Below are 12887 nucleotides of genomic sequence, written 5' to 3' on the forward strand. Positions count from 1 at the left end.
CATGAAAGAACCCTTAAACATATTTTGGTTTCGTAGAGACCTACGTCTTGATGATAATACCGGTTTTTATAAAGCTTTAGAAAGCGACAATCCAGTATTGCCTATTTTTATCTTTGATTCTGAAATTTTAGATTCCTTAAACTCAAACGATGCACGTGTTACCTTTATTTATAATACAATACAAGAAATGCGCAGCGCACTTCAAAAGGAATATAACAGTAGTATTGCATTGTATTTTGGCACACCGAAAACTGTATTTGAAGATTTATTAAAATCTTACGATATATCGGCTGTTTACACGAACCATGACTATGAACCTTATGCGCAAAAACGAGATCAAGAAATTGAGCAAATATTAAATCAGAAAAACGTTTCATTTCATACATTTAAAGATCAAGTTATTTTTGAAAAATCTGAAATAGTAAAAAACGACGGCACACCATACCGTGTTTACACACCTTATATGCGTAGTTGGAAATCTGCATTTAATGATTTGAAATTATCCATTTATGATACCCATTCACTTTTTAATAATTTGGTTAAAAATACACGCTTACCAAATTTAACATTATCCGATATTGGTTTTGATAAGTCTGAACAACACATAATCCCTTACCAACTTTCCAATTCAATTATTACTGATTATGAAGCCAAACGCAATTTTCCTGCACTTGATGCTACGTCCCATTTAGGGACACATTTACGGTTTGGTACTGTAAGCATTCGTAAAATAGTGCAAAAAGCGGCCAATAAAACAAATGATACTTTTTTAAAAGAATTAATATGGCGTGAATTTTTTATGCAAGTCCTATGGCATTTCCCACATACACTTACCGAAAGTTTTAAAGCCAAATACGATGCCATAAAATGGCGGAATAACGAGGCAGAATTTAAAGCTTGGTGTGAAGGCAAAACTGGTTACCCACTAGTAGATGCAGGCATGCGAGAACTAAACACAACCGGATTTATGCATAATCGGGTTCGGATGTTAGTAGGTAGTTTTTTATGTAAACATCTACTTATTGACTGGCGTTGGGGTGAAGCATATTTTGCTGAAAAATTGCATGATTACGAAATGGCTAGTAATATTGGAAATTGGCAATGGGTAGCGGGATCAGGTGTTGATGCTGCACCCTACTTCAGAATATTTAATCCAACAACACAAATTGAAAAGTTTGATAAAGGCTTAGAATACATAAAAAAGTGGGTTCCTGAATTTCAAGAATTGGATTATACACCAAAAATAGTTGATCATAAAGAAGCTAGAGAACGCTGCTTAAAAGTTTATAAAGCTGCAGTTAGTTAATTAAAATAGTTAGAGTAAATTATGTTCACAAAAAAAGCTTCTCAATAAATTGAGAAGCTTTTTTTATACGAATACGATATTAAGAATTAATCGTTTTCTTTATGTCTAGTAATGTTAGCACCAATAGCACGTAAACGCGAATCGATATTTTCATAACCACGATCTATCTGTTCAATATTATGTATTGTTGAAGTTCCTTTGGCCGACAAAGATGCTATTAACAATGATACACCGGCACGAATATCAGGTGAGGTCATTGTTGTAGCTTTTAACTGTGATTTAAAATCATGACCAATTACAACGGCACGATGTGGATCACAAAGAATTATTTTAGCCCCCATATCAATTAGTTTATCAACAAAAAACAAGCGGCTCTCAAACATTTTTTGGTGAATTAACACCGAACCTCGAGCTTGTGTCGCTACAACGAGTATAATACTCAATAAATCGGGCGTAAACCCAGGCCAAGGCGCATCGGAAATCGTTAATATAGATCCATCAATATAGTTTTGAATTTCATACCCATCAGTATGAGCAGGAATAAAAATGTCGTCGCCACGTTTTTCAACGGTAATTCCAAGTTTACGGAACACATTTGGTATCTGACCTAAATCATCCCAACTTACATTAGTAATAGTTAACTCACTTTTAGTCATGGCCGCTAAACCAATCCAACTACCAATTTCAATCATATCAGGTAGCATTGTATGACTCGTACCTCCAAGCTCATCAACACCTTCTATGCTTAACATATTAGACCCAATACCACTAATTTTGGCTCCCATTCTATTTAGCATATTACAAAGCTGTTGTAAATAAGGTTCACAAGCTGCATTATAAATTGTAGTAACACCTTCAGCTAAAACGGCAGCCATTACAATATTGGCTGTACCTGTTACTGAGGCTTCATCAAGCAACATATAAGCACCTTTAAGCTTATCAGCTTCAACACCGTAAAAATATTCTTCACGGTTATATCTAAATTTAGCACCTAAATTAATAAATCCTTCAAAGTGTGTATCTAAACGACGTCTACCAATTTTATCACCTCCTGGTTTTGGAATATATCCTTTACCAAAGCGCGCTAATAATGGACCAACAATCATGATAGAACCACGTAATCCACGACCATCTTGTTTAAAAGCTTCAGACTCTAAATATTCAAGATTTATAGCATCTGCTTGAAACGTGTAAGTCCCCTGCTCTATCTTTTCAATTTTAACACCTAAATTTCTTAATAAATCTATTAGCTTATTCACATCCACAATATCGGGGATGTTATGAATTGTTACTTTCTCTGGAGTTAATAAAACAGCACATAAAATTTGTAATGCTTCATTTTTAGCTCCTTGAGGTTGAATTTTTCCTTTTAATTGCTGTCCGCCTTCAATTTTAAATATACCCATAACGTGTCTTAGTAGCGTTTTCTACTTCTATTAGAATTATTTTTCTTTTGGTGTCCTTTTTTATTGTTGTTATTGTTGGAACTGTACTTTTTCTTACTACGCATTAAACTAGAAGCGTCTGTTAGGTCTTCATCCGTATTAAGTAAGTTTATTTTTCCATCTGACAACTCACGTAAATGCTCAAAAATAACACTATCTTCAACAGTATCTTTATTCCAATTAAGGAAACATTTTTTCATGTGATTAGCTATGGTAAAAACCAAAGCTTCCTTAAGTTCACCGTCTTCCCAAGTGTTAGCTACATCAATCATTGTTTTAATATTATTTCCGTAGAAACGATATTTAGGGAAATTCTGAGGATATGGTAAATGTTCAGGACGTTCTTTTAAAGTGTCTTTAGAAGGCACTTCATAAGGTGAATCGGCATCCAATTCAAAATTAGACATGATAAATAACTGATCCCATAGTTTGTGCTGAAAATCTGGCACATCACGTAAATGAGGTTGTAAATTCCCCATTACCGAAATTATGGCATTTGCTAATTTATTACGTTCTTCTTTTGTTTCGCGTGTTTTAGCATAATTAATCATTTTTTGAAGATGACGTCCGTATTCCGGAATAATTAAATGCTCACGTTCTGAATTGTATTCTAAATGATCTATCAAAATATGTGTTTGTGTAGAGTTTACTTAAGGCACGTAGTTTTGTGCAAGCGCAAAATACAAAAAAAAACTAAAGACTTATAACGCCTTTAACGTTTTCTGTGACTTCTTTATATTTAGCAATGACATCTTCAGGTAATTTCATTTTTACATTGATAGAAACACTGGTATATTTTCCGTTTTTAGATTCTTTATTATGTATCACAGCGCCCATATTATCAAAAATACTTTCAATTTCTTTAATTGAATCCCCTGATGTTTTTACTATAAATTTATATAAATACTCTGATGGCCAACTTGCCGTATCGTATAATTGACTCTTTAATTTTTGATAAAACTCTTCTGATTTATTCGCGTCTTCCATTGTTATTTTTTAGTTGTACAAAGATAGTATTTCCTTGTCATTTTTTAGTTTCCTTTTTAATTCCGATTTTTACATCCAAAATACTGCCAAATTGAATTTAAATAAAATAGTTATTACCGGAGGGCCGGGTACTGGAAAAACATCTATTATAAACGAACTCCTTAATCGTGAGTTTATTTGTTTAGAAGAAATATCACGCCAAATAACGCTTAAAGCTAGAGAAGACGGTGTTGACCAGCTTTTTTTAACGCAACCACTTTTGTTTAGTGAGATGTTATTAGAAGGAAGAGAAGCACAATTCCATGAAGCGCATTCTAAGGCAGAAAACCTTATTTTTCTAGATCGTGGTATTCCCGACGTTTTGGCATATATGGACTTTATTGGCGATAATTATCCCGAAAAATTCATTGAAAGCTGCCAAAAACACCGTTACGACCATGTTTTTATTTTAAAACCTTGGAAAGATATATTTATTAGCGATAGTGAACGCTATGAAAATTTTGAACAAGCTGAACAAATACATGATAACCTATTAAATACATATAAAAAATATGGTTACCAGCTTGTAGATGTACCTTTTGATACTGTTGAAAATCGTACCGATTTTATATTGAATGTTGTTAATAAGCTATAATGCAACACCCCATAAAAATCCTTGAGCACTATTGGAACTACACCAGTTTTAAGCCGCTACAAGAACATGTTATCGAAGCTGTCTTAGATGGCGAGGATACCTTTGCGCTTATGCCAACTGGAGGCGGTAAATCTTTATGTTTTCAGATTCCTGCACTTGCCAAGGATGGTATTTGCATTGTTGTTTCTCCATTAATTGCTTTAATGAAGGATCAGGTTCAAGCCCTGAAAGCCAAAGGTATTAAAGCTATGGCATTAACTAGCGGGATTCATTATAACGAATTAGATACCATGCTAGACAATTGCATTTATGGCAATTACAAATTCCTGTATTTATCTCCCGAACGTTTACAGCAAGAATTAGTACAAGATCGAATTCGTCAAATGCCAGTAAACCTAATAGCTATTGATGAGGCGCATTGTATTTCACAATGGGGTAATGATTTTCGTCCAGCATATAAAAACATTAAAATCCTTCGTGAATTACAGCCAACAGTAAACTGCATTGCTTTAACCGCTTCAGCAACACCCGAGGTGGTTGACGATATTATAAAAGAACTCGATTTTATTAGTCCAAAAATTCTTAAGCAATCTTTCAAGCGTGATAATTTGGCGTATATGACTTTTGATGCTACGGACAAACATTATCATTTAGAACGCATTTTAAAGAAAAATCCTGCACCTTCCATAATTTATGTCCGCAACCGTTTAGCTACAATTGAAATCAGTCGTTTTTTAGAAAGCAAAGGGTTTCCTGCTACGTTTTTTCATGGCGGTTTATCTAACAATGAAAAAGACACTAAACTCCAAGAGTGGCTACAAGAGCGAAAACTAATTATGGTAGCTACCAGCGCATTTGGAATGGGAATTGACAAACCCAATGTTAAAACCGTTATTCACTTAAATTTACCAGAAAGTATTGAAAGTTATTTTCAAGAAGCGGGACGCGCAGGAAGAGATGGCAATAAAGCTTTTGCGGTAATTTTAAAAAATAACACCGATACAAAAAAATTAGAAGATCAATTTCTAAAAGTATTACCGGATGTTAGTTTTATGAAACAGGTTTATAGAAAATTATGCAATTATTTTCAAATATCTTACGGTGAAGGTGTTGGTTTTGTTGAGGCTTTTAATTTTAATCACTTCTGCATAACCTATAAATTTAACCCATTAAAAACCTATAATGCTCTTCAAACATTAGATAGAACAAGTATTATAAGCTTAAGCCGACAGTTTAACAACCAAACAAGTGTTCAGTTTATAGTTACCGATACCCAATTATTCAAATATCTTCAAAAACACCAACGTTTAAGCGTCATTGTTAAATCGATTTTACGAAGTTATGGTGGTATTTTCGAGCATGAAACCAAAATAAACACGACTAAGATGGCTCTTAAAGCCTCTGTTTCAGAACCACAACTACTAGACGCTTTAAAACTTTTAGAAAAAGACGCTATTATAAGTTTATTAATTTCTAAAACGGATGCTCAGGTAACCTTTTTAGAACCTCGTGAAGATGAGAAAACTATTAATAGAATAACCCATGTTATTAATCAGCAAAACGAATTAAAACACAAACAGGTTACAGACATTCTAAACTATATATCCAATAATGACCTCTGCAAAAGTATACAGCTTCTCTCCTATTTTGGTGAAAAAAACCTTGAAAAATGTGGAATTTGCTCGGTTTGTATTGCTGAAAAAAATAAAAATAAAGCAACTGTAGATTTTAAAACGGTAAAAAATGCTATCATCTCAAAATTAGAAGAATGCCCTTGCAGTTCGCGCACACTAACAGAAACATTAGGTTTTAATGAAACTGTAATTCATAAAACCATACAGCTCCTATTAGAGCATGAAATTATTACATTAACAGATACCAACAGTTATAAACTATCACATTTATGAAAACCGATTTACGCATCGTTTTTATGGGCACACCAGATTTTGCCGTAGCCACTTTAAAAACCATTCTTGAAAACAACTATAATGTTGTAGGTGTTATAACAGCACCCGATAAACCAGCTGGCCGTGGTCGAAAAATAAACGAATCGGCGGTTAAAAAATATGCCAAAGAACAAAGCTTAACCATTTTACAGCCTACCAACTTAAAGGATCCTGAATTTTTAGAAGGACTTAAAGCACTTCAAGCCAACGTACAGGTAGTTGTAGCATTTAGAATGCTCCCAAAACAAGTGTGGCAAATGCCAGAATTAGGAACTTTTAACTTACATGCATCACTACTGCCAAACTATCGTGGTGCAGCTCCAATAAACTGGGCTATTATTAATGGAGAAACAGAAACGGGCGTTTCAACCTTCTTTATTGACGACAAAATTGATACGGGCGATATGATTCTTCAAGAAACTGTAGCTATCTCAGAAACAGATACAGCAGGGACACTTCACGACCGATTGATGGATACTGGTAGCCAGTTAGTAGCAGAAACCCTGAAGCAAATAGCTTCTGGTAGTGTAAAAACTACAAAACAACAAGAAAGTGGTCGTTTAAAAGATGCTAATAAACTAAATAGAGAGAACTGTAAAATAGACTGGCATGCGGGATTATCACAAATTCATAATTTAATCCGTGGACTAAACCCCTATCCTTCGGCTTGGAGTTATTTGCAAAACGGTGAAGACACCTTAGATGTCAAAATTTATGAAACTCGTAAAGAAGTTATTTCTCATTCCGAAGCTATAGGAACGATTACGACAACCAAAAAAACGTTAAAAATTGCAGTAACAGATGGTTACCTTTATATAGAAAGTTTAAAACTTCCTGGAAAGCGAAAAATGGCAATTCAAGACTTATTAAATGGTTATGAATTTGAAGTTGGGTCTAAAATGCTCTAAACCCTTATGAATGCTCATATTAGAAAAAAATCGATGAAATACATCATCGTTATTAACAATTGGGCGAAGTTATTAACAAAAACAGGTATTTCCCGTGCTATTACTTGCGTGGTACGATAATCCGTATAAATTTGTAGAGGATTTAACAAAAATGTTTAACCAACTATTATTAATAATTAAACTTTAAATTATGAACAAAACAGATTTAATCGATGCCATGGCAGAACACGCAGGAATTACTAAAGCAGCTGCAAAGAAAGCTTTAGAATGTGCGTTAATTGAAATTGAAGGTGCTTTACAAAAAGGTAACAGAGTTTCATTAGTAGGTTTCGGATCTTGGTCAGTTTCTAAAAGAGCTGCAAGAGATGGAAGAAACCCTCAAACAGGAAAAACTATCAAAATCCAAGCTAAAAACGTAGTTAAGTTTAAAGCAGGTTCAGATTTATCTAGAGCTGTAAACTAATTACAGTTTTAATGTATATTTATAAAAAGGTCTTCATGTTATGAAGGCCTTTTTTGGTTATTAATTATAGATAGTGTTTGTTTTTAAATAAAAAAATATTAGATTTATAATAGAAAATCTATAACCATATGATTTCAACACAACCAAAAAAAGGAAATTTACTAATAGCCGAGCCATCGATAATTGGTGATATATCCTTTAACCGATCGATAATCTTATTAGCCGACCATACAGACGAAGGCTCGATAGGATTCATACTGAATAAGCCATTAAAGTACACTATAAGCGATTTAATTCCAGAGTTGGATGCTAGCTTTAAAGTATACAATGGAGGTCCTGTAGAGCAAGATAATCTTTACTTTATTCACAGGATACCAGAGCTTATTCCAAACAGTGTAGAAATATCATTAGGAATTTATTGGGGTGGAGACTTTAATAGAGTTGCCGAACTTATTGCCAATGATAAGATTAATGAAAATAACATCCGTTTTTTCTTAGGCTATTCAGGTTGGGAAACAAACCAATTGAATAACGAATTAAAAACAAACTCTTGGGTTGTAACCGAAAACACCTATAAACAGGATATTATCGAAAAAAACTATCAGTCTTTTTGGAAGGAAAAAATGATCGAGTTTGGTGGTGAATATACCATTTGGTCCAATGCACCAGAAGACCCTAGCTTTAATTAGCCAACCTAATGCTTACCTGAAGTTTTTGTAGTAACATTTTAGAAATGATATTTGCAAAGGTTTTTTTACGATACATGCCTATTGGCTGAATACCTGTTATTACATTTGTAATAAATAACTCATCGGCTTTTTGCAACTCAAAAGGCGAAATAGATTCTTCAACCAAGTTATAATCTGGTAGTTTTTTCATTAAATCTATTAGTTGCTTTCGCATAACACCTTTCAAACAACCATCAGTAAGCGGTGGTGTTTTAATCGTATTCCCTTTAACAAGAAAAATATTTCCATTTAAAGCCTCTACTACTTTTTTATCCGTATTTAATAACAAGGCATTATTCAAGTTGTTTTCGCTCGCATAAACGCTTGCAACCACATTTATGGCCCGGTTATTAGTTTTTAAAGTAGATAATAAACCTGGTGCTATGTAAAAATCCTTAAATAAATCAACGTTATAAGCTTCTTCATTTAATAAATAAAAATCGGTATCCAATGCACTTACTTCTATGGTATAACCAACAGCTTTAGAAGTAGGCAGATATAAACCACCTTCATCACGAAATACCGTTAATTTCACACGTGCCGTTTTTGCATCTAAACTATTAGCCTCAAGTGCTTTTTGAATTTCAGCCTCTAGAAACTCCATAGTAAAGTCCATAGGAATTTCCATACGCATGATACGCATTGAAGCCATTAATCGGAAATAATGATCTTCCCAAAACAAGAGTTTTCCATGCGAAAATTTACACGTTTCAAATACGGCATCACCATAGGCGAAAGCGCGATTATGAATTGAAATTGTTTGTAAATTACCTGTAATAGTACCGTTAAAATTAATCATAAAAAAGTCCCAAATAAAATTCGGGACAAAGATAAGTTTTATAATAGAAAAGACCTTAAGCCGAACCTAATACTTGTTTTAAATCTGAGATTTGATTTTCCCACAGCATTTTAGCTTCATCAATTTCATCTTCTTCTGCAAAATCGACAATCATCACTGAAACATCTTTAGTAATTTCATCTACTTGTATACGCATTTCAAAAAAATAAGGTTCTCCTTCATCTGCATCCCAACGGAATTTAATACGTTCACCACTTTTTTTACTTACAAGACTAGCTTGTTCCTCACTACCATCCCATATAAATTTAAATAATTCGCCACGTGAATTAACATTCTCTGCAAACCATTCAGACAGTCCAGAAGGTGTTGATATATATTGATATAATAATTGAGGTGAAGCCTGAATAGGGAACTCCATTTCAAATTTTATTTTCTCACTCATAATTGATTAATTTATTTGCTCAAAATATACATTAATTTACGACAATTAAAACTATTTATTTTAAAAATTTTTAATTGAATTTTATTTGGATGATACAAAATAGTTGTTATATTTGCACCCTCGAAAATGGCGAGGTAGCTCAGTTGGTTAGAGCGTCGGATTCATAACCCGGAGGTCCCGAGTTCAAATCTCGGTCTCGCTACAAACGTGTAACAGCGATAAACAACGGTTTAGTTCACTCTAAACCGTTTTTTTATGCTTACATTAAATGAGTTTCTTACATTTGAACACGAACAGGAGTCCAATTTTGCACACGATTTGTCAGACAAAAAAGTATTTTCCACCCCTAAAATCTACATCGCTAACGGTAATCTTAAAATTTGTTGGAATCCACACGAACGCCATGCTCCGTACCTAAATATAATGGACCCCCGTGTTTTTCCGACCAAAAACCTTCTAAAACGTCTTTTGTTAAGCATTTATAAACCACTACTCCTTTGTAAACACGATTATCCTCACCGCGATAATTGAAATTTATAACCAGAATATTATCTTTAAAAAAGCCCATGCCTTTTTGCGTTTGACTTCCACCTATTTCCCAACTGGCATGAATTCTATTTGTAGCATCTAGAGTTAGTTTTAAAAATCCACTGTAAACAGATTGGTCTTCCGATTGATTACTACCACTAATTTTATAAATACCAGGTAATTGGGTTATAGTCATATAGAATTTAATTTAAAAAAGGATCTAAAACATATGTTTTAAAAGTTTTGAAACAATAAAAATTACGGATGTTTCAATTATCAAATATAACCATTTGTATAGTGTGCACGCTTCTTTATCCCGTATTAACTACTTATTATTTAGAGCTTCTTTTTTTTCATCTATTTTCTCCTCTGCCTCTTCCTCAGATAATAAAGGATGATCTTTTCCTAATCCTATAATGGCTATTAAGTTGGTAACAGCTGTATAAAGCATTAAAATAACCGTTATCATCATACCACTAATAATAGATGTCGATGCCAGCGTAACCCAATAAATAACCTCAAACCAAGTTATGGGCACCTTATCCGATTCTATGATAGGAATATTAAAAAATTGAAATAATATAAGTGCCGAGATAAATAGAACCACATCAAATTTTGCAATACTTAAAACCTGTATATAGTGTCGTTCTTTTAAGGTTGTTTTTGATCCAGAACTAATACTTAATAAGGTTAATAACAGAGCTAAAATAGTAGCCGATGCCAATACAATAGTATTACAAAGCATGTTTAAACCAGATAAGGAGCTTGCCAATAGTTTTTTAGCCTCATATCCCGTTAAATTTCCCATTAAAAAATACCAATACCTGTAATAAGCGTCGCTATTATACCGCCATAAACAGCACGGTGTTGATTCTTTAAAAATGTAAACATATTCGTATGGTTTCAGTTATTGTTTCCCATAAACTAACTCTTTTAAAACGGTGAATTGAACCGTATTAAAAATAATTATAACTCATTTATAATCTTACAATTAAAAATCTCGTACACTTATTTTTTCGAGCTAATTATTAAAGCATTTGCGTTTATTTATTCAGGACGTCCCTCCTAACTTTGTTTATAACCTAAAGCGTTTAAATCATCTATAAAATCATACTATTTAAATATATAACATACACCTAAAAAACCAACCCATGGAAACTCTAAGTAAAGGAAGTGAAATTAGTAACGATGTAATAGCTACAACTTTTAATCAGTTTATTCTAGAAAAGAAACACCCATGCGTAATGGCTAAAACGGTTTTTATGATGTCTAACTACCATTTACATAGCTATTCCGATATGCATTCGGATTCGGCCTTATTGAATTTACTAAACGACCTAGAAAATTACATTAACAATTACGATTTTGAGTCGCCTGATTTTGAGTCATTCATAGCTGTGTTTCCGAATAATCATTTTAATTCCGAACAGTCTTTTGAAGACGCTTTATGGAACACACTTATGAAACTCTACAACCTTGACGATTGTACATGGGATCCAGATGTTAGCAACGATCCTAATAGTCCAAATTTTAGTTTCAGCTTAAAAGGAAAAGCCTTTTACATTGTAGGCTTACACCCTGAAAGCTCACGATTAGCTAGGCAAAGTCCGTATACCGCATTGGTATTTAATTTGCATTGGCAATTTGAACGCCTGAGAGAAATGGGAACTTATAAAAAGATAAAAAAACGAATACGCAAACGCGATAAAAAACTACAAGGCTCTATTAATCCTGTTTTAAAAGACTACGGAAAAGACACGGAAACAAAACAGTATAGCGGACGTCATGTAGAATCCCATTGGAAATGTCCGTTTAACCCAAACAATTAAGATATGAATCCAGTAAATATTATTGATAAACAAAGCGGAAAAGCCTTTGAATTGAATAAAGGCGATATCCTTTCGGTTATAGACCCGAAAGGTGGTCAGGTTAGTGATATGGTTTTATTTAACAAACATGATCATGCCGAAAAACTATCCTCAGGGAAAACCCTAGATTTTGAAGCCAGCATACTATTAACTAAAGGGCATTTTTTATGGAGTAACCGTTCTAATAAAATGGCTGAAATTATTGAAGACACTAATGGTAGAAATGATTTCTTATTAGCACCTTGTAGTAAAGAAACTTTTGAAATTATGTACAACCATGAAGGCTACCACCCATCCTGTTTAGAAAATCTTACAACCAATCTAAAATCCGAAGGCATCCAACAAGACGACATACCTACGGCTTTTAATATTTTTATGAATGTACAATTTGATGAAAATGGCGCTTTATCGGTTTTACCTCCTACTTCCAAACCCGGAGATTATATCCAATTTAGAGCCGAAATGGACTTACTTGTTTGCTTAACAGCCTGCTCAGCTGAAGATAGTAATGGCGGTAGTTTTAAGCCCATACATTTTACAATTGCGACACCCAAAAAGAACGCCAAATAATTAAAAACGTTAAAACAAAAATCATTACCACTAATTTACTGATAATTTCAGTCTTACCTTATGGTATTATTAACCTAAAAATTTAAAATCATGTCATTATTAACTATTATTTTAAACATATTTATTCCACCATTATCTGTTTTCTTACAGAAAGGTTTAGGAGGCGCATTTTTTCTAAATTTACTTTTAACATTAGTCGGTTGGCTTCCTGGTGTCATTCATGCTTTTATCGTATCGGACTAACTAAAAACACGTATATTTCG

Annotated in this window: 16 protein-coding genes and 1 tRNA gene; 10 read left to right on the top strand and 7 right to left on the bottom strand. The window is 33.4% G+C overall.

Annotation, left to right across the window (positions count from 1 at the left end; translation table 11 throughout):
• Window position 1: 1 nt before the first annotated feature.
• Window positions 2-1306 (top strand): cryptochrome/photolyase family protein, encoded by a 1305-nt coding sequence (locus ACW5R3_RS09045; protein ID WP_456576688.1) that lies wholly within the window; start codon window positions 2-4, stop codon window positions 1304-1306.
• Between the two features lie 86 nt (window positions 1307-1392).
• Here the strand turns inward: ACW5R3_RS09045 and murA are convergent, their stop codons facing one another.
• The 3 genes from murA to ACW5R3_RS09060 form a co-directional block, all read right to left on the bottom strand.
• On the bottom strand, window positions 1393-2712 hold the full coding sequence (gene murA / locus ACW5R3_RS09050; protein WP_456576689.1) for a UDP-N-acetylglucosamine 1-carboxyvinyltransferase: 1320 nt from the start codon (window positions 2710-2712) through the stop codon (window positions 1393-1395).
• Window positions 2713-2720: 8 nt separating this feature from the next.
• Window positions 2721-3377, bottom strand: coding sequence for a DUF4290 domain-containing protein (locus tag ACW5R3_RS09055; protein ID WP_456576690.1), 657 nt, complete (start codon window positions 3375-3377; stop codon window positions 2721-2723).
• Between the two features lie 67 nt (window positions 3378-3444).
• Window positions 3445-3738: a DUF493 family protein gene (locus ACW5R3_RS09060; protein WP_456576691.1), complete on the bottom strand. Its 294-nt coding sequence runs from the start codon at window positions 3736-3738 to the stop codon at window positions 3445-3447.
• Between the two features lie 91 nt (window positions 3739-3829).
• Between ACW5R3_RS09060 and ACW5R3_RS09065 the strand changes: the two genes are divergently transcribed.
• The 5 genes from ACW5R3_RS09065 to ACW5R3_RS09085 all read left to right on the top strand — a co-directional run bounded on the left by ACW5R3_RS09065 (window position 3830) and on the right by ACW5R3_RS09085 (window position 8378).
• Entirely contained in the window at window positions 3830-4372 is a 543-nt protein-coding gene (locus ACW5R3_RS09065; protein ID WP_456576692.1) for an AAA family ATPase, read from the top strand.
• Window positions 4372-6279 carry a RecQ family ATP-dependent DNA helicase gene (locus ACW5R3_RS09070; protein WP_456576693.1) on the top strand — a complete coding sequence of 636 codons (1908 nt, stop codon included), beginning with the start codon at window positions 4372-4374 and terminating at the stop codon, window positions 6277-6279. The genes ACW5R3_RS09065 and ACW5R3_RS09070 overlap by 1 nt, the downstream gene beginning before the upstream one ends.
• On the top strand, window positions 6276-7226 hold the full coding sequence (fmt, locus tag ACW5R3_RS09075; protein WP_456576694.1) for a methionyl-tRNA formyltransferase: 951 nt from the start codon (window positions 6276-6278) through the stop codon (window positions 7224-7226). The genes ACW5R3_RS09070 and fmt overlap by 4 nt, the downstream gene beginning before the upstream one ends.
• A 190-nt stretch (window positions 7227-7416) precedes the next feature.
• Window positions 7417-7689, top strand: coding sequence for an HU family DNA-binding protein (locus ACW5R3_RS09080; protein WP_456576695.1), 273 nt, complete (start codon window positions 7417-7419; stop codon window positions 7687-7689).
• 128 nt (window positions 7690-7817) lie between these two features.
• Window positions 7818-8378, top strand: a complete 561-nt coding sequence (locus ACW5R3_RS09085; protein WP_456576696.1) for a YqgE/AlgH family protein — start codon at window positions 7818-7820, stop codon at window positions 8376-8378.
• Here the strand turns inward: ACW5R3_RS09085 and ACW5R3_RS09090 are convergent.
• The gene (locus ACW5R3_RS09090; protein ID WP_456576697.1) at window positions 8371-9216 is read right to left on the bottom strand and encodes an aminotransferase class IV; all 846 of its coding nucleotides are present in this window, start codon (window positions 9214-9216) and stop codon (window positions 8371-8373) included. The two genes, ACW5R3_RS09085 and ACW5R3_RS09090, sit on opposite strands and share 8 nt — an antisense overlap.
• 55 nt (window positions 9217-9271) lie before the next feature.
• Window positions 9272-9658: an START-like domain-containing protein gene (locus tag ACW5R3_RS09095; protein WP_456576698.1), complete on the bottom strand. Its 387-nt coding sequence runs from the start codon at window positions 9656-9658 to the stop codon at window positions 9272-9274.
• Between the two features lie 128 nt (window positions 9659-9786).
• Between ACW5R3_RS09095 and ACW5R3_RS09100 the strand changes: the two genes are divergently transcribed.
• Window positions 9787-9860, top strand: a tRNA-Met gene (locus tag ACW5R3_RS09100).
• A 171-nt stretch (window positions 9861-10031) separates the two neighbouring features.
• Here ACW5R3_RS09100 and ACW5R3_RS09105 read toward each other — a convergent pair.
• Window positions 10032-10382 (bottom strand): hypothetical protein, encoded by a 351-nt coding sequence (locus ACW5R3_RS09105; protein WP_456576699.1) that lies wholly within the window; start codon window positions 10380-10382, stop codon window positions 10032-10034.
• A gap of 129 nt (window positions 10383-10511) precedes the next feature.
• Entirely contained in the window at window positions 10512-10994 is a 483-nt protein-coding gene (locus ACW5R3_RS09110) for a hypothetical protein (RefSeq protein WP_456576700.1), read from the bottom strand.
• A gap of 343 nt (window positions 10995-11337) precedes the next feature.
• On the opposite strand from ACW5R3_RS09110, the gene gntA reads away from it, so the two are divergent.
• The 3 genes from gntA to ACW5R3_RS09125 all read left to right on the top strand — a co-directional run bounded on the left by gntA (window position 11338) and on the right by ACW5R3_RS09125 (window position 12867).
• Window positions 11338-12015: a guanitoxin biosynthesis heme-dependent pre-guanitoxin N-hydroxylase GntA gene (gene gntA, locus ACW5R3_RS09115; RefSeq protein ID WP_456576701.1), complete on the top strand. Its 678-nt coding sequence runs from the start codon at window positions 11338-11340 to the stop codon at window positions 12013-12015.
• Window positions 12016-12018: 3 nt separating this feature from the next.
• Window positions 12019-12624 carry a DUF1989 domain-containing protein gene (locus ACW5R3_RS09120; RefSeq protein WP_456576702.1) on the top strand — a complete coding sequence of 202 codons (606 nt, stop codon included), beginning with the start codon at window positions 12019-12021 and terminating at the stop codon, window positions 12622-12624.
• Window positions 12625-12714: 90 nt separating this feature from the next.
• Window positions 12715-12867 carry a YqaE/Pmp3 family membrane protein gene (locus ACW5R3_RS09125; protein WP_456576703.1) on the top strand — a complete coding sequence of 51 codons (153 nt, stop codon included), beginning with the start codon at window positions 12715-12717 and terminating at the stop codon, window positions 12865-12867.
• Window positions 12868-12887: the final 20 nt, after the last annotated feature.

This window comes from Algorimicrobium bowmanii (assembly GCF_054031195.1).